Origin of the sequence: Mycobacterium sp. (assembly GCF_032159565.1) — a bacterium.
Lineage (GTDB): Bacteria > Actinomycetota > Actinomycetes > Mycobacteriales > Mycobacteriaceae > Mycobacterium.
Window position 1 is genome coordinate 22,512 of record NZ_JAVHWR010000086.1, and the last position, 16,128, is coordinate 38,639.

General features: G+C 65.2%; 17 protein-coding genes. 7 read left to right on the forward strand and 10 right to left on the reverse strand.

The window, feature by feature from the left end:
- Window positions 1–8 precede the first annotated feature (8 nt).
- The gene (locus QOC76_RS10815; RefSeq protein ID WP_526356831.1) at window positions 9–728 is read left to right on the forward strand and encodes an SDR family NAD(P)-dependent oxidoreductase; all 720 of its coding nucleotides are present in this window, start codon (window positions 9–11) and stop codon (window positions 726–728) included.
- Between the two features lie 5 nt (window positions 729–733).
- On the opposite strand, the gene QOC76_RS10820 is transcribed toward QOC76_RS10815, so the two are convergent.
- From QOC76_RS10820 to QOC76_RS10830, 3 genes are all read right to left on the reverse strand, one after another.
- The gene (locus QOC76_RS10820) at window positions 734–1,873 is read right to left on the reverse strand and encodes an amidohydrolase family protein (RefSeq protein WP_526356832.1); all 1,140 of its coding nucleotides are present in this window, start codon (window positions 1,871–1,873) and stop codon (window positions 734–736) included.
- The gene (locus QOC76_RS10825) at window positions 1,870–2,922 is read right to left on the reverse strand and encodes an amidohydrolase family protein (protein ID WP_526356833.1); all 1,053 of its coding nucleotides are present in this window, start codon (window positions 2,920–2,922) and stop codon (window positions 1,870–1,872) included. The genes QOC76_RS10820 and QOC76_RS10825 overlap by 4 nt, the downstream gene beginning before the upstream one ends.
- Window positions 2,923–2,983: 61 nt before the next feature.
- Entirely contained in the window at window positions 2,984–3,340 is a 357-nt protein-coding gene (locus QOC76_RS10830; protein WP_526356834.1) for a Rieske (2Fe-2S) protein, read from the reverse strand.
- 90 nt (window positions 3,341–3,430) lie between these two features.
- Here QOC76_RS10830 and QOC76_RS10835 point away from each other — a divergent pair, with 90 nt between their 5' ends.
- Together QOC76_RS10835 and QOC76_RS10840 are read left to right on the forward strand one after the other, a co-directional pair.
- The gene (locus QOC76_RS10835; RefSeq protein ID WP_526356835.1) at window positions 3,431–4,639 is read left to right on the forward strand and encodes a cytochrome P450; all 1,209 of its coding nucleotides are present in this window, start codon (window positions 3,431–3,433) and stop codon (window positions 4,637–4,639) included.
- Window positions 4,636–5,793, forward strand: a complete 1,158-nt coding sequence (locus tag QOC76_RS10840; RefSeq protein WP_526356836.1) for an NDMA-dependent alcohol dehydrogenase — start codon at window positions 4,636–4,638, stop codon at window positions 5,791–5,793. Before QOC76_RS10835 ends, QOC76_RS10840 begins: the two co-directional genes overlap by 4 nt.
- A 72-nt stretch (window positions 5,794–5,865) precedes the next feature.
- Here the strand turns inward: QOC76_RS10840 and QOC76_RS10845 are convergent, their stop codons facing one another.
- The 7 genes from QOC76_RS10845 to QOC76_RS10875 are packed head-to-tail and all read right to left on the reverse strand — an operon-like array spanning window position 5,866 to window position 11,700.
- Window positions 5,866–7,401, reverse strand: coding sequence for an AMP-binding protein (locus QOC76_RS10845; protein ID WP_526356837.1), 1,536 nt, complete (start codon window positions 7,399–7,401; stop codon window positions 5,866–5,868).
- 8 nt (window positions 7,402–7,409) lie between these two features.
- Window positions 7,410–8,273 (reverse strand): enoyl-CoA hydratase/isomerase family protein, encoded by an 864-nt coding sequence (locus QOC76_RS10850; protein WP_526356838.1) that lies wholly within the window; start codon window positions 8,271–8,273, stop codon window positions 7,410–7,412.
- Between the two features lie 19 nt (window positions 8,274–8,292).
- Window positions 8,293–8,529, reverse strand: coding sequence for a biotin/lipoyl-containing protein (locus QOC76_RS10855; protein WP_526356839.1), 237 nt, complete (start codon window positions 8,527–8,529; stop codon window positions 8,293–8,295).
- Window positions 8,522–9,520, reverse strand: a complete 999-nt coding sequence (locus QOC76_RS10860) for an alpha-ketoacid dehydrogenase subunit beta (RefSeq protein WP_526356840.1) — start codon at window positions 9,518–9,520, stop codon at window positions 8,522–8,524. The genes QOC76_RS10855 and QOC76_RS10860 overlap by 8 nt, the downstream gene beginning before the upstream one ends.
- Window positions 9,521–9,528: 8 nt before the next feature.
- A complete protein-coding gene (locus QOC76_RS10865; RefSeq protein ID WP_526356841.1) occupies window positions 9,529–10,509 on the reverse strand; it encodes a thiamine pyrophosphate-dependent dehydrogenase E1 component subunit alpha in 981 nt (326 codons plus the stop codon).
- On the reverse strand, window positions 10,506–10,826 hold the full coding sequence (locus tag QOC76_RS10870) for a hypothetical protein (RefSeq protein ID WP_526356842.1): 321 nt from the start codon (window positions 10,824–10,826) through the stop codon (window positions 10,506–10,508). Before QOC76_RS10870 ends, QOC76_RS10865 begins: the two co-directional genes overlap by 4 nt.
- Before the next feature lie 13 nt (window positions 10,827–10,839).
- Window positions 10,840–11,700, reverse strand: a complete 861-nt coding sequence (locus QOC76_RS10875; RefSeq protein ID WP_526356843.1) for a mycofactocin-coupled SDR family oxidoreductase — start codon at window positions 11,698–11,700, stop codon at window positions 10,840–10,842.
- A gap of 122 nt (window positions 11,701–11,822) precedes the next feature.
- Here QOC76_RS10875 and QOC76_RS10880 point away from each other — a divergent pair, with 122 nt between their 5' ends.
- The 4 genes from QOC76_RS10880 to QOC76_RS10895 all read left to right on the forward strand — a co-directional run.
- Window positions 11,823–12,980 (forward strand): acyl-CoA dehydrogenase family protein, encoded by a 1,158-nt coding sequence (locus QOC76_RS10880; RefSeq protein ID WP_526356844.1) that lies wholly within the window; start codon window positions 11,823–11,825, stop codon window positions 12,978–12,980.
- Between the two features lie 28 nt (window positions 12,981–13,008).
- Entirely contained in the window at window positions 13,009–14,097 is a 1,089-nt protein-coding gene (locus QOC76_RS10885) for an acyl-CoA dehydrogenase family protein (RefSeq protein WP_526356845.1), read from the forward strand.
- Window positions 14,094–15,314: a CaiB/BaiF CoA transferase family protein gene (locus QOC76_RS10890; protein ID WP_526356846.1), complete on the forward strand. Its 1,221-nt coding sequence runs from the start codon at window positions 14,094–14,096 to the stop codon at window positions 15,312–15,314. Before QOC76_RS10885 ends, QOC76_RS10890 begins: the two co-directional genes overlap by 4 nt.
- A gap of 11 nt (window positions 15,315–15,325) precedes the next feature.
- Window positions 15,326–16,128, forward strand: an 803-nt coding sequence (locus QOC76_RS10895; RefSeq protein ID WP_526356847.1) for an enoyl-CoA hydratase/isomerase family protein, incomplete at its 3' end; no start/stop codon positions are given.

The following is a 16,128-nucleotide window of genomic DNA, read 5'->3' on the forward strand; positions in this document are numbered from 1 at the left end:
GGTGCTGTGTGCGTACGGCGTTGATCACCGGCGGCAGCGGCGGCATCGGCCGGGCGTGCGGCCGCAAGCTCGCTGACCTCGGCTACGACGTCGTGCTGACCGCGCGGCGGGAGGGGCCGCTTCGCGCAGCCGCCGACGAGATGGGTGCGAGGTACGTGGTCGCCGACGCCAGCGATCCGGCGGAGTTCGCCCCCGCGGTGGAGGCGGCAGGCGATATCGACCTGCTCGTCCACGCATCCGGCGTTCTCGGCGGAACTTACGCCCGCAAGCAGACTTTCGATCAGTGGCGCGCGACGATGTCGGCCAATCTCGACTCGTGCTTCGTCGTCACCTCGGCCGCCCTGCCACGAATGAAGCCGGGCTCACGTTTCGTGTTCATCTCGTCGTCTGCCGCGCATGAACCGATGATGGCAAGGACGGCGTATTCCGCATCCAAGGCGGGCATGAACGCGTTCGCGGGCGCGCTGGCCCAAGAGGTCGACCGCGACGGCATCAACGTCCACATCGTGACCCCCGGTCCGGTCGAAACCGAGATGCTCCAGGACGTCCCCTTCGAGATGTGGGCGATACGGGCCGCCGACGTGGCCGACGCCGTCGCCTGGCTGGACACCCTTGACCCGTCGGTCGACCTGCCGGAGATCAGGCTGCACGCGATCACACGGGGTCCATCGGCGCGGGCGCCCATCGTGCCACTGGAGGCTGGGCGGCGCGCCACCCGGACGAAGTGATCTCGCTATTCGCCGGGCAGCGACTTGACGCTCGACGGCAGCCCGTACAGCGCGGTCGCGTTGCCGCGCATGATCCGCTCGCGCTGATCGGCCGGGAACCGCCTGATCGCCCAGTCCGGTGCGTCGTAGCTCCAGTGCGGGTAATCCGTTGAGAACATGATGTTGTCGCCGAGGTCCATCATCTCGATGTACTCGCGATAGACGGTGACGTCGACTTCCTCGAGCGGCTGGGTGGTGAACCGGACGTGCTCGCGGACGTAATCCGACGGCTTACGTCGCACGTGCGGCAGATCGGCCTTGCGGTGCTCCCAGATCCGGTCCATCCGCGACATCACCGGCATCGCCCAGGTGAAGCCGCCCTCGACGAAGAGCACTTGCAGATCGGGATGGCGGTCGAAGGCACCGTCGAACACCAGGCTCATCAGGTGTGACACGTAGAGCAGCGGCCAGGACGCGAAGAAGTCGTGCCAGTGCGCGGGGTTGCCGACAGGAAAGATCGGGATCAGCTCGTACGGTGTCTGACCCATCAGATGGGTGGCGACGGGCAGGTTGTTGCGCGCGGCGGCCTCGTACATCGGGTCGAAATGTGGGCTGCCGAAAGGTATTCCGCGGGTCTGCGGCGTCATCAGCACCTCGGCCATGTACGGGTGGCCTGCCCACCGCTCGACCTCTCGCGCGGCCTGAGCGGGGTCCTGCGCGGTCACGCTGATCGCGCCGCGCCAGCGGCCGTGCCAGTTGTTCTCGCCGAGCCACACGTCGGCCAACCAGTCGTTGTAGGTGGACTTGAGGACGTGTTCGGCCTGCGGCAGCTGCGCATCGCACATCGGCTCCAACACCGCGATGCTCACCCCGGCGTCGACCAGCAGTTGTTTGGCGGCGAACTCCGGATCGCTTCCGGCCGGGCCGCCGACGGGCGGGCTCGCGTCCATGCGCAGTGAGCTTGTCTTGTAGGCGTCGGGAGTGTCATAGAAGTACGACATGGGCGAGACGGCGTTGCCGGTCGGCCACAGCGTGTCCTTCCACTCCGACGGGGCGTAGGACTTGAGCACGTCACCAGATACCGGCAACGGGTGCACGTCGGTGTCGACGATTGTCACCGCGATGTCCCGGCCGACGGCTTCTTCGGTGCGCTCGGTTATGGTCACGTCAGACTTCCTTCTACTGCCGCTATCCCGTAGACGTCACTTGCGTTGCGCCACAACACGTTTTGACGCTGTTCGCTGGACAGCCCGACGACGGCGGCGTCCGGCGTCGAGGCCGACCAGTGCGGATAACCCGACCCGTACATGAGCAGATCCGCCTTGCCGGTGAAATCCAGCCACCGCTCGGCCTGGTCCTCGTCCGTCGGCCCGTCCAACGCCGACGTGCAATAGCGCACGTGGTCGATCAGGTACTCGCTCGGATACCGGTCGACCCACGGGGTTTGGTCGCGCATCGACATCCAGAACGTGTCCAGCCGCCACATCAGCGGCGTGAGTAGGTCGTAACCGCCGTCGGCGAAGACGAACCGCAGATCCGGATGCCTGCTGAAAGTTCCCTCGATGATCAGCGTCGCCAGGTGGACGAACGAGTTCAGCGGCATGAACGCCGCATAGCCCGGATAGGTGGAGGCGTGGCCCGCGAAGGTCGGTGCGTAGTCGACGCCGTTGCCACCGTTGATGTGCACCGACACGGGCAGTCCGTGTGCGGCGGCCGCCTCCCAGATCGGCTCGAACACCGGCTTGCCGTAGGGCTCCCTCGACTGCAGCGGAACACCGACCTGCACCATCTTCGGATGGTCGGCCAGCCGTTCGATCTCGGCGACCGCACCCCTGACGTCTTCCGGGTTGACCCGGATCGTGCCGCGGAAGCGTGCGGTCGCGTCGGGTTCCAGCCAGCGGTCGAGCAGCCAGTCGTTGACCGCCGCGCAAATCCGGCTGTTCAGCAGATAGTCGGCGATGTTGCCGCGCGTCAGCGGATTGAGTATCGCGTAGTCGGCCCCGCCCTCCTCGAACAGGTGGTGGGCCACGGTGTCGGGGTCGGAACCCGGATAACCGTCGCCGTACAGGTCGTCGCGGTAGTCGCCGCCGGGCGCCTGATACCACTGCTGCTCGACGTCGGGGATCGCGCGCAGCTTGTGCGCGGGCGAGAGATAGCGCCGGATCTCCGAGTTGTACCGGAAATGCGGCTGCACATTGGCGTCGATGACTGTCATGTGCCAACCCCGCAGGCTCCGCCGGCGCATTCTGTGCTGATGATTCGCTCGCAAGCTTCGCTCATGCCGTCAGATACACCTGCCCGTCGGCCACATCCACCTCGTAGGTGCGCACCCGCTTGCTCGGGTCGGCCAGGTTCAGGCCCGTGGTGATGTCGAACTCCCAGTTGTGCCACGGGCACCGTGCGACCTGCCCTTCGCGCACATACCGCACCCGGCCCGGCGCATCGGGCGCGAACTCGGTCGTTCCGCCGACGTAGCCCGCGCACAGCGGAGCGCCCTCGTGCGAGCAGTAGTTGGCGATCGCGTACAGCGAACCGTGGATGTTGTAGACGCCCACGCCGAACTTGCCGGCCTGCACGAGTTTCATGCTCCCTGGCGGCAGGTCCTCGATCGCACACACCGGACGGCGTTGCATCCACGTCCCTTCAGGTTTCCTTGACCTAGAATACTAAAATAGTAAAGATAGAGCGACCGACTCGCTAGACGCTGCTGTCCGGGAGGCACTGTGACGCTCAGCACGGATTCACACGACAAGCCGACCGCTCCCGACATAGAGACCGACCCATACGGTTTCTTCGAGCACATGCGCAATACGGCGCCGGTGTGGCGCGGCACGCTCATGGAGAGCGATCTGATGCCCGACGAGCTCAAAGTCTCCGAGAACTGGACTCTGTTCGACTTCGAGAGCGTCTTCGCCGCTTTCCGGGAGGACACCGTGTTCGCCTCGGAGATGTACAACAACACGATCGGTCTCGTCTTCGGGCCGACGATCCTCGGCATGCACGGCAAACAGCATCACGACCATCGCAGCCTGGTGAGCAAGGCCTTCAAGCAGAGTGCGCTCACCAAGTGGGAACCCGAGGTGATCGACCCGATCTGCGACCAGCTCGTCGACGAGTTCAAGAACGACGGCGGTGCCGATCTGGTCAAGGCGGTGACATTCGAGTTCCCGACGCGCGTAACGGCTGCACTTCTTGGCCTGCCGGAGCAGGACCTGGAGATGTTCCGGCGGCTGTCGCTGGACCTCATCTCGATCACCGACGACATCGAAGCCGGCCTGACGGCATCGGTCGAACTGGGCACCTACTTCCAGGAGCAGGTTGATCAGCGGCGCAGCGCCATGACCGACGACGTCATCGGCGACCTCGTCGCCGCGGAGATCGAGGGCGAGAAACTCACCGACGAAGCGATCATCTCGTTCCTGCGCCTGCTACTGCCCGCGGGTCTCGAGACCACATACCGGTCCTCGGGCAATCTGCTGCAGCTGCTCCTCACACATCCGGACCAACTCGATGCGTTGCAGCAGGATCGGAGCCTCATTCCGGCCGCCATCGAAGAAGGGATTCGGTACGAGACCCCGTTGGTGCTGGTGATGCGCAACACCACCCGCGATGTCGAGTTGCACGGCATGACGATTCCAGAAGGCGCTCAAGTCAACCTGTGCATGGGTTCGGCCAATCGCGACGACAAGCGGTGGGAGAACCCCGACGTCTTCGACATTCAGCGACCCCGTCGCGCGCACATCTCGTTTGCGGGCGGGATTCACAGCTGCCTCGGAATGCATCTCGCGCGGGTCGAGACCAAAGCCATGCTCACCAGCCTCTTCGATCGTGTGACGGATCTACAGCTGCTGGAAGACGACGACACCAAGATCGTCGGCATGCCGTTCCGCTCCCCCAAGCACCTCCCCGTGACCTTCCGGCCGGTCGCATGAAGAGCCGGGCGGCGATCCTGCATGACATGGGTCAGCAGTGGTCAGTCGAAGACTTCGAGCTCGACCCCCCTCGGGCGGCCGAGGTGCTCGTCGAGATGGCCGCTGCCGGTCTGTGCCACTCGGATGAGCACATCCGCAACGGCGACATGTCTGCGCCGAACGAGGTGATGGAGGCCGTCGGCCTGCCCTCCATGTTCCCGATGATCGGCGGTCACGAAGGCTCGGGTGTGGTGCTCGAAGTGGGCGAGGGCGTGACCGAGTTCGAGCCGGGCGATCACGTCGTGACATCGTTCGTCGCGGTGTGCGGCCAGTGTCGATGGTGCAACTCCGGAATGGAATACATCTGTGACATGGGTGCACAGGTGATGATTCCCGGTATGCCGACGGACGGCACCTTCCGCCATCACACCGCGGACGGCCGTGACCTCGGCCACTTGTCCAAGGTCGGTGCGTTCTCGAAACACACTGTGGTTTCGCCGGATTCGATCGTCAAGATCGATCGCCACCTCCCGTTGCTGCCAATGGCGCTGTTGTCGTGTGGAATTCCGACCGGGTACGGCTCCGCGGAGAACCGCGCGAAGGTGAGAACCGGTGACACCGTCGTCGTCATCGGTGTCGGGGGCATCGGTACCGGCGCCGTTCAGGGAGCACGCATCAACGGTGCCGCGCAGATCATCGCGGTCGACCCTGTGGAGTTCAAACAGAAGTCGGCTCTGGGATTCGGTGCCACGCACAGCGTCTCCAACATCGAGGAGGCCACCGACCTGGTCCGCGATTTGACGCACGGCGTGATGGCGGACAGTGTCGTCGTCTCCCCCTCGTTGATCACGGAGCCAGACGTCCAGGCGGCGCTGAGCCTGACGCGCAAGGGCGGAACCTGTGTGCTGACCGGCATGACCGCCACCACGACGAGTTCCATCGCAATCAACCTGCAGGAGTTCATCCTGTGGAACAAGAGCCTGGTGGGCACGGTGCTGGGGTCGTGCAATCCGCGGGTGGACGTCGCTCGTTTCGCGAAGCTCTATGAGGCGGGACTCCTGCAACTCGACGAGATGATCACCCGGCGTTACCGGCTCGACGACATCAACGAGGGCTATCGCGACCAGCTCAATGGCGAGATCGTTCGCGGCGTCATCGATTTCAGCCTCGACTAGCTGCCGAATTCGACGAATTGGCGCGATTTACTCGCACTTTCGCGCCCAAACGTGAGTTTCGGCGTGGGTGGGTCAGACGATTCGTGACGTCCGGTCCTGCCAGTAGCGGTCCCGGATCCGCCGCTTGTACAGCTTGCCGTTCGGGTCGCGCGGCAGCTCCGCGTCGAACTCGATGGTGCGCGGGCACTTGTACGTGGCGAGATTCGCCCGGCAGTAGTCGATGAGCTCCGCCTCCAACTCCGGCCCCACATGCACTCCCTCGACCGATTGCACGACGGCCTTGACCTCTTCGCCGTACTCGTCGTTGGGCACACCGAACACCGCGGCATCGACCAGCTTCGGGTGCATGACCAGAAGGTTCTCCGCCTCCTGCGGATAGATGTTCACCCCGCCCGACACGATCATGAACGTCGAACGGTCGGTGAGATACATGTAGCCGTCCTCGTCGACATAGCCCATATCACCCAGCGAGCGCCAGCCGCGATCGTTGGACACCGACGCCGTCTTCCCGGGGTCTTTGAAGTACTCGAATGCCGGTCCACCCTCGAAGTAGAGCTCGCCGGATTCACCGACAGGCAGCTCGGCGCCGTCCTCGCCGACGACGTGCACGGGACTGAACGGCTTGCCGACCGAGCCGGGGTGGGCGAGCCACTCCTCCGGGTCGATGATCGTGCCCGCGAATCCCTCTGTGCCCCCGTAGTACTCGTGGATGACCGGCCCGAACCAGTCCATCATCCGATGTTTGACGTCGACCGGGCACGGCGCTGCGGCGTGAATGACGCATTGGAGGCTGGAGACGTCGTAGCGCTCCCGGGTCGCCTCCGGCAGCTTGAGCATCCGCACGAACATGGTCGGCACGAACTGGGCATGCGTGACGCGATGTTCCTCGATCAAGCGCAGCACCGTTTCGGCGTCGAACCTGGCCATCAGGATCGACGCGGCGCCCACTCGGTGCACAGCCATCGTGTAGTTGATCCCCGCGGCGTGATAGAGCGGCGCGGGCGAGAGGTAGACGCTCGACGGGGTCATGTCGTATCGCTGAGCGAGCGAGTACTCCAGCACCTTCTGTGCCCACGATCCCTGGCCGTCTTCTGGCAGAGGCCGCCGCACGGCTTTGGGCCGCCCGGTGGTGCCCGACGAGTAGAGCATCTCGGACCCGTCCGAAATCGGTGGTGCAGGACCACTTTCGGCCAGGGCGTCTTCATATGACTGCCATCCAGGTAGCGCCCCGCCGACGATGATGTGGACATCGACGCCGTCATTGACCTGGAGGATCCGTGCCCCGAGTTCCGCCATCGAGGTATCGATGAACACGGCTCTGGCGTCGGAGTCGCCGATGACGTAGGCCACCTCGTCGGACGTGAAGTGGGTGTTCACCGCGCTGTAGTACAGCCCGGAAAGCTGGCAGCCCCAGGTGATCTCGAAGAACTCGGGCCGATTCGGCAGCACCAGGGCCACGCCGTCGCCGCGCCGCAGCCCCGCGTCATGCAGCAGGGCCGCGACGCGTTGGCTCCGTTCGAACAGCTCGCCGTAGGTGATCGTGCGGCCCTCGGCGACGATCAGGGCCGGCGAGTCGGGATCACCGTTCGCGTGATCGGCGAGATTCACAGGCGGTCCTACGTGGCGGCGCCGTCAGACGCGGCCGCAGCCTGGCGGCGCGCATGTTCGGACGGCAGCACCTTGTCCTTGAACACCTGCTGGATCAACTGCTGCACGTCCTTGCTGATCGACGCGAGCGCGACCAGGTCGTTGGAGCTCTGCCAGTGCACCCGCATGCCCATCAGCTCCCAGGCCCGCTTGAGATTGGCCTTGGTGAGCATGAGCGTCGTCAACGGGGCCTGGGCGATGTGGCGGGCGATCGCGTCGACGCGCGCGTCGAGGTCCTCTCGCTTGACCACCTCGTTGACGAGGCCGACTTCCAGCGCCTTCTTGGCGTCGATCACCTCGGCGGTGAACAGGTAGTAGGCGGCTCGGCGCCAGTTCATGAAAACCCATGGCTCGATGGAACATTCGCCCGACGGCATGCCGAAGCCCTGCAGCGGTGGGTAGGAGAAGTACGCATCCTCGGATGCGATCACGATGTCGGTGGTCAGCCCCATGTGCGTGCCCCCGCCCACGCAGTAGCCGTGCACCTGCGCGATCGTCGGTTTGGAGAACTCCCATAGGTTCAGCGTCGGCTTGACGAAGAGGTCGGACTGCGCCTTCCATGGGTGACCCGTGATCATGGCGTTTTCCACGAACGCCGGATAGTCGGTGGCGTTGTCGCCGATGGCATGTCCCGAGCAGAAGCCCTTGCCGTTGGCCTTGAGTACCAGCACCTTGATGTCGTAGTCGCGGTCGGCGTCCAGCAGCGCGGCGTCGACCTCCTCGGCGAGCTTCTGATCCTGCGCGTTGGCCTTCTCGGGCCAGTTCAACGTGATTTTCGCGATGGGCCCATCTTTTTGGTAGATGATTCTCTCGCGAGTCTCGTTCATATCCATGTGTCCTCCTGGCGTTTCGTTATGACGTGATGACGCCGATTTCGGCGCCGATGTCGTAGGTGGTGCCGACCGTGCCCGTCCACTGCACGGTGCCCGATGCACCCGCTTCGATTTCCTGTTCCACCTTCTCGGTGGCGATCGTGTAGATGGGCGTTCCCTCCGCCACGCGCTCGCCCGCAGCGACCAGCAGCTCGGTCAGCTCGGCCTCCGACACGGCGACCGACACCCGCGGGATGCGAATGATGAAGTCAGCCACCGGCATCCGCTTTCGCAAGGGTTCGCTGCACGGCCTCGACGACGCGGGCCGCCGACGGATAGATCTGCGATTCCAGGGCCGGTGCGGCTGGCGTCGGTATGAACCTCGCCGCCACCCGTTCGATCGGCGCTGCAAGCTCACCGAAGCATTCCGCCTGAAGGACGGCGACGATCTCCGCGCCAGGCCCCGCGAACCGAACCGCATCGTGCGCGACGACCGCACGCCCAGTACGTCGCACCGACTCGACCATCGCGTCGACGTCGAGCGGCACCAGCGTTCGCAGGTCGATGACCTCAGCGCTAATGCCCTGCTCCTCCAGCGTCTGCGCCGCAGCCAGGCATTCGAGCACACTCCTGCCGTAGCTGATCAGCGTGACATCCGAACCCGGTCGCTTGATGTCAGCTTGCCCGAGGGGGATTCGGAAGCCGGGATCGGTTGGCACCAAACCCTTCTGGCCCTGCAATCGGATCGTCTCGATGAACAGGCACGGGTCCTCGTCGAAGATCGCGGATGCCAGCAGACCCTTACCGTCACGCGGAGTCGATGGCACGATGACCTTCATCCCTGGAATATGCATGAACCAGGCTTCCAGCGTCTGAGAGTGCGTCGCCCCGGTGGCGAGGCCGCCGTACACCTGCGTGCGAACGGTGATCGGCGCGGTCGTTCGGCCCGCGGTCATGAACCGCAGCTTGGCGGCGTTGTTGATCAGCTGGTCCGCCGCTATGCCGATGAAGTCCATGATCATGATCTCCGCGACCGGCAGCAGCCCGTCGATCGCGGCACCGATGGCCGCACCGACGATCGCGGCCTCGGAGATGGGCGTGTCGAGCACCCGGTCGTGGCCATACTTCGTCGACAGCCCGGCGGTCGGCCCTGATGCGCCGGGATCGGCGATGTCCTCGCCGAGCAGGAAGACCCGGTCGTCGGCGGCCATCGCCTGGTCGAGCGCGAGATTCAGCGCCTCGCGCATCGACATCTCTTTTTCGTCCATGGCCTTCCTCAGACGGGATACTTGATCGGGGTCGCGTACACATCTCTGTCGAGCTCGTCCATCGACGGCGACGGCGCGGCCAGTACCGTCTTCAACGCATCCTCGACCGCTGTCAACGCACCTTCGTCGATGCCGCTGAGCTCGTCCTCGGAGCAGACTCCGCGCTCGATGAGCCGGCGTCGAAAAGCGGGCACCGGATCGGCGGCCATCGCCGCTTCCAGCTGCTCCTTGGGGATGTAGGGCATCCGGTCACCGAAGTAGTGGCCACGGAAGCGGAACGTCACGCACTCGATGAAGGTCGGGCCGTCACCGTTGCGGGCCTTGCCGATCGCGGTGGCGAGCGCGTCCGCGACCACCAGTGGATCGTTGCCGTCGACGCGCACGCCGGGCATGCCGTAGCCCGCCGCGCGGTCGGCGACATGCTCGAGCTTCATCGTGTCGGTGGTCGGGGTCATCTCGGCATACATGTTGTTCTGGCAGAGGAAGACCATCGGCAGATCCCACAACGCAGCCATGTTGGCCGCCTCGTGGAACGAGCCGGTGTTCGTCGCGCCGTCACCGAAGCTGACGACAGTGACCCGGTCGAGTCCCTTACGCTTGGCGGCCATCGCCAGCCCGACGCCGACCGGCGGCCCCGCGCCGACGATTCCCGTCGACAGCATCACGCCCTTATCGGGTTTGGCGATGTGCATCGTGCCACCCTTGCCGCGGCTGGCCCCCACGGTGCGGCCCATCATCTCGCCGTAGATCTCCTCCAGCGGAACGCCTTTACCGATCAGGTCGTGCAGCCCGCGGTAGGTCGTCACCAACTGGTCGTCGTCACGCAGGGTCACACCCATAGCGGCGGCAATGGCCTCCTGCCCGCGCGACGGCCAGTACACGCACATGAACTCGCCGGTGCCGATGCCCTTGGACAGCCGGTCGTCGGCGGCCTTCATCAACACCATCAACGCGTAGATGCGCCGTTGAATCTCCGTTGATGGCGTCATTTCTGGTATGCCCCGATCTCGCGATAGACCTTCGGGATCGGCGGCGTATCCATGTCGAGCAGTTCCAGCGAGGACATCTTCCCGCTCCTGCCCAGCTCACCGAGCCGGTCCACGACCGCGTCGAGGTCGTCGCACTCGAGTTCGTAGATGGCGATGAACGGACCATCACCGTCGGTCGGGGCGAAGCGGCGCGCGGAGACGATACCGTCGACCGAGCAGATCTCAGCAAGGTGAGTGTCGTTGTACCACTTGTGGTATTCCTCTTCGCGGTCCGGTGACACCGGCCTCGTTTCCAGGTAGATGATCCCTCTGGCCATCCTCGCTACCCCTTTACGCCGACCACGGTTTCACTTTGAGGAACCCACCGGCGTCGACCCGAAGCTGCTGGCCCGTGATGTACCGCGCTGCATCGCTCGCGAAGAACACCACCGCCTCGCTGATGTCCTCGGGTTCGACGTAGGGAACCGGCATCGCCTGCACAACAGGGAAGACCAGTTCGGCCTCCTCGCGGGTCGGCTCCTTCAGGTCGGGCCGAAACGCCCGGTACATCGGCGGACTGTGCAGCATATCGGTGTTGACGTTGGTCGGGTGGATCGCGTTCATTCGGATGGAGAACGGCGCAAGAGCAAGTGCGAAGTCGTTGACATAGTGCGCACCAGCCAATTTGGCGAAGGCGTAGCCCGCACCACCCGGACCGCCGTCGATACCGGTTGTGTTCATCGACGACATGAATGCGGCATTCGATCCGGTCACCACGATCGACGCGCCTGCCTTGAGATGCTTCAGGCTGGCGTGTACGAGATTGAGCACGCCGAGCAGGTCCACGTCGACGGCGTCGGCGAACGCCTGCGGCGGTAGACCCGCGGTCAGCGGACAGATACCCGCGTTGGCGACGACGATGTCGAGCCTTCCGAACTCGGCGACTCCGCGGTCGATCGCGGCCGACAGGGCGGCGCGGTCGCGCACGTCGGCGATTTCGGCGTGCACCCGCTTGCCTTCCTTTTCGACCAGCCGTGCGGTCTCGTCGAGGTCCTCAGGCCGGGCGAGCGGATACTCGTTGGTCTCGATGTCCTCGCAGATGTCGACCGCGATGATGTCGGCCCCCTCGGCGGCGAGCAACTGCGCGTGTGACCTGCCCTGACCCCGCGCGGCTCCGCTTATCAGCGCAACCTTGCCCTCGACCCTGCCCATCGCGCCCTCCTTCTGACTGTCACACACGAGCCGGATTGGCAACCTTCGAGTCTCCTCGCAGAAGTAGCTATACTACCTAAAATTATAAAGATGCCAATCGGCCAGATTCCGAACAGGACACCGTGGACTTCTCATATCCGACGGAGGTGGAGCAGTTCCGCAAGGAGCTGCGCACGTGGCTGACGGCGAACCTGTCCGACGAGGTCAAAAACGCCGACCGGCGCCGCGGGCGCGACCCGGATGCCTTCGAGACGCTTCGTTTGTGGGATGCGGCGGTGGCCGACGCGGGCTGGGGTGCGGTGTCCTGGCCGCAGGAATACGGTGGCCGCGGCGCGACGGTTTTGGAGCAACTGGTCTACGCTGAGGAGACGACGCGGGCCCGAGCCCCGGTGCCGCTCAACGTGATCGGAATGAACAACATCGCCCCGGCGATCATGCAATACGGGACGGATTCGCAGAGGCGAACACTGCTCCCCCGCATGGCGCGCGCCGAAGACATCTGGTGTCAGGGCATGTCAGAGCCCGAGGCCGGCTCTGATCTGGCGTCGCTGCGCACCCGCGCCCTCCGCGACGGCGACGACTTCGTGGTCAACGGCCAGAAGATCTGGACGTCGCTGGGTCACCGGGCCGACTGGTGCCAGCTGTATGTGCGCACCGACGCCGAGGCGCCCAAGCACAAGGGCATCTCCTGTCTCATCGTCGACATGAAGCTGCCGGGTATCGAAGCCCGCCCGCTGGTCACGCTGAACGGCTCGGCAGATTTCGCGGAGGTGTTCTTCAACGACGTCCGGGTGCCGACGGACGCCCTGCTCGGTCCGCTCAACGCCGGTTGGCAGGTCGCCACCACGACGCTGAGCCATGAACGCGCAGGCGCCGCCCGGTTGTACGCGCAAATGGAAGTCCAGTTGGCCGACCTCGTCGCGGACCTGGCCGGGCACACAGTGGACGGCAAGCCGGTACTCACCGACCGCGCGACGCTGGTCAGACTCGGTGAAGTCGCGGTGCGGATCAACTACCTCGAGTTGCTGTGCAAGCGGTCGATCTCGGCGACGCTGCACGGCGGCGACGCGCTGGGGTCGGCCAGCCTGGCCAAGAGTGTGTGGGCGGAGTCGGGCCAGGATCTCGCCGAGCTCGCCTTCGACGTCCTCGGGCCGGGGCATGCGAACCAACGGTGGGTGGACCGCCGGTTGTCGTCCCGGTCGCTGACCATCGCGGGCGGAACGACCCAGATCAACAAAGGCATAACGGCCACGCGTGTCCTGGGGCTGCCGCGACGATGAGCGCTTCCGCGAAGAGTAGAAGGCAGCGATGAACCTGGAACTCACCGAAGAGCAGATCGCGCTCCGCGATACGGTGCGGCAGTTCCTCGCCGAAAAGGCGAGCGTGGCAGCACATGTCCGGCCACTTCTCGACGATCCGACGGGTACCACCGACGTGATCTGGCGTGGTCTGGCGGATCTCGGCGCAACGGGCGTGCTCGTTCCCGCCGAACACGACGGCGCAGGCATGACGATGGTCGAGGCAGGCGTCGTCGCCGAGGAGCTTGGGGCCGCGCTCAATCCCGGCCCGTGGCTGTCGACTGCGGTCGCCGCGACACGTGCTATCACACGAACCGGCGCTGACGACGGATTGCTGGCTCAAATCGCCGGCGGGACAGCGATAGCCACGGTCGCTCCGCTGAGTGGTCCGCGGCCTGTCGTCGATGGTGCGGCGATACGAGGTGAGCTGGCCTCGGTGCCCGACTTCGCCGCCGCGAATGTGTTGTTGGTGCTCGCCGACGAGCCGACCGGCACCGCGCTGTACGCCGTTGACCCCACGTCCGACGGCGTCACGGTGACGGCACGGTCCCACGTCGATCCGACGCGCAAGCTCTTCGACGTCGTCCTCGACGGTGTGCAGTCGCGGCGGCTGGCCGACGCTTCGGCAGGCGCGATCGAGGGACTCGCCGACGATGTACTGATCGCGAACGCCGCCGACGCTCTCGGCGCCGCCACCGCGGTGATGAACCTCGCCGTCGAATACGCGAAGGTGCGTAAGCAGTTTGGTCAGCCGATCGGCAGTTTTCAGGCCGTCCAGCACTTGTGCGTAGACATGTACGAGGCCGTCGAGCTCGCCCGCAGCGGAGTCATTCACGCGTTGTGGGCGGCCGATGCGGCAGAACCTGCGGAGCGGCACCGTGCCGCATTGCGCGCCAAGGCGTTCGCGGGCCGGCTCACCTCCGTCGGCGACACGGCGATCCAGGTGTTCGGCGGCATCGGCTTCACCTGGGAGCACGACGCCCACCTCTACCTCAAGCGCCTCCTGGGCTGGAGCGCATACCTCGGCGCACCCGACCGCTACCTAGAGCTCATCGGTGCGCAACTCGTCAGCGAACTCGACCGAAAGGCGTTGCAATGACACAGGTCCTGAGCGGAGTGCGGGTCATCGAGCTGGCCTCCTGGACGTACGTGCCCTCAGCAGGCGCGGCGCTGGCGGACTGGGGCGCCGACGTCATCAAGGTGGAAGACGTGAAGGCGGGCGACCCGGGGCGGGCGCTGGTCATCGGTGGCTTCACCCGGCAGAACGCCAGGGCCGACGTCGACTTCATTCTCGAGATCGGCAACCGCGGCAAGCGCAGCGTCGCGATCGACATCAAATCCGACACGGGCCGTGAGTATTTCGGTCGCCTGCTCGCCACCGCAGACGTGTTCCTGACCAATTGGCTGCCTGCCCCACTGGAACGAGCACTGCTGACGGTCGAGGACATCCGCTCGTTCAACCCGAACATCATCATCGCCCGCGGCACGGGTACCGGAGTCCGAGGACCCGACCGGAACAAGGGCGGGTTCGACGCGGCGACCTACCTGTCGCGCGGCGGGGTGTCCTACACGCTGACGCCGTTTGGCACCGAGCCGCCCGCCGTGCAGGGCCCGGCGTTCGGCGATCTGCAGGGCGGAATCACGCTTGCCGGCGGCGTGTGTGCGGCGCTCTTCCACCGGGAGCGCACCGGCGAGCCGTCCATCGTCGACTCATCCCTACTGGCGCAGGCGATGTGGACGATCGCCCCGTCGATCTCGGCCGCCGACCTCTTCGGCATCGACGGAATACCCGGCGCACCGCCGGGACTGGCGATCAACCCTTTGGTGAACCGCTACAAGACGCGCGACGGCAGGTGGCTGCAGATGGTCTTTTTGCAGCCGGACCGATTCTGGGCAGGCTTCTGCGAGCGGATCGGACTGCCCGAGCTTGCGACCGACGAGCGCTTCGTCCCGTCGAGCAACCTGATTGCCAACGCCGAGGAGGCGTGCAAGCTCGTCGGAGAGAGGCTCGCCAGCGAGGATCTCGAGTACTGGCGTGCAGCACTCGCCGACGAGCCGGGTGTGTGGGCGGCGCTGGCCACGCCGAAGGAGACCCTCAACGATCCGCAGGTGATACCGAACAGCTACGTCATCCCGAACGTCGACGACAACGGTGTCGAGTACCAGGTCGTCGCCGCACCAGTGCAATTCGACGAAACGCCACCGACCGCCGCGCGGGCTCCCGAACATGGGCAGCACACCGAGGAAATCCTGTTGGAGCTCGATCTCGACTGGGACGACATCTCGGCGGCCAAGGACAGCGGCGCGATTCTCTAGGGAGGCCAATGATGGAGCGGCGCGAGCTCGAATCGGTGATCTACGAACGTGAACCGCCGATCGCCCGGATCATCCTGAACCGGCCCGACAAGGCGAACACGAAGGACGCCAGCCTCGTGCAGGAAGTCGACGCGTGCCTCCACGAGGCCGACCGCGACAAAGAGATCAAGGTGGTGATCCTGAAAGCCAACGGAAAAGGGTTCTGCGGCGGCCACGTTGCCAGGTGGGGGCCCGACGAGAACCCCTATCCGGATTTCGGGGATACGTTCGAGGATCTGTACAAGGGCACCGCCGACCTCTTTCTATGGCCGACGCTGTACCTGTGGGAGTTTCCCAAGCCGACGATCTCCCAGATTCACGGCTACTGCATGGGCGGCGGGATCTATCTCGGGCTGTTGACCGACTTCTCCGTCGCCTCCGACGATGCGTACTTCCAGATGCCGCTCGCGCAGAGCCTCGGCGAACCCGGCGGGCACACGATGATCGAGCCGTGGCTCATGATGAACTGGCACCGCACGATGGACTGGCTGTTGCTGGCGCCGACGCTGTCCGCGCAGGAGGCCCTCGAGTGGGGGTTGCTCAACAAGGTGGTGCCGCGCGAGCAGCTCGAGGACACCGTCGAGGAGATGGCCCGCAAGATCTCGCAGATCCCGTTGACCACGTTGATGGCAGTCAAGAACAACGTGAAGCGGGCATGGGAATTGATGGGTATGCGCGTGCATCTGCAGATGAGCCACGTCATGACGAACATGGTCGGCGCGGCGTCCGACGTGCAGGCACGCCGGGCGGAGCTCATCCAGTCGGGCTTGAAGCC

Bases quoted from the DNA above. Each gene is read 5' to 3' on its own strand.
- QOC76_RS10825 (WP_526356833.1), bottom strand. From the start codon at position 2,922: ATGACAGTCATCGACGCCAATGTGCAGCCGCATTTCCGGTACAACTCG.
- QOC76_RS10830 (WP_526356834.1), bottom strand. From the start codon at position 3,340: ATGCAACGCCGTCCGGTGTGTGCGATCGAGGACCTGCCGCCAGGGAGC.
- QOC76_RS10840 (WP_526356836.1), top strand. From the start codon at position 4,636: ATGAAGAGCCGGGCGGCGATCCTGCATGACATGGGTCAGCAGTGGTCA.
- QOC76_RS10850 (WP_526356838.1), bottom strand. From the start codon at position 8,273: ATGGATATGAACGAGACTCGCGAGAGAATCATCTACCAAAAAGATGGG.
- QOC76_RS10860 (WP_526356840.1), bottom strand. From the start codon at position 9,520: ATGGACGAAAAAGAGATGTCGATGCGCGAGGCGCTGAATCTCGCGCTC.
- QOC76_RS10865 (WP_526356841.1), bottom strand. From the start codon at position 10,509: ATGACGCCATCAACGGAGATTCAACGGCGCATCTACGCGTTGATGGTG.
- QOC76_RS10870 (WP_526356842.1), bottom strand. From the start codon at position 10,826: ATGGCCAGAGGGATCATCTACCTGGAAACGAGGCCGGTGTCACCGGAC.
- QOC76_RS10875 (WP_526356843.1), bottom strand. From the start codon at position 11,700: ATGGGCAGGGTCGAGGGCAAGGTTGCGCTGATAAGCGGAGCCGCGCGG.
- QOC76_RS10885 (WP_526356845.1), top strand. From the start codon at position 13,009: ATGAACCTGGAACTCACCGAAGAGCAGATCGCGCTCCGCGATACGGTG.
- QOC76_RS10890 (WP_526356846.1), top strand. From the start codon at position 14,094: ATGACACAGGTCCTGAGCGGAGTGCGGGTCATCGAGCTGGCCTCCTGG.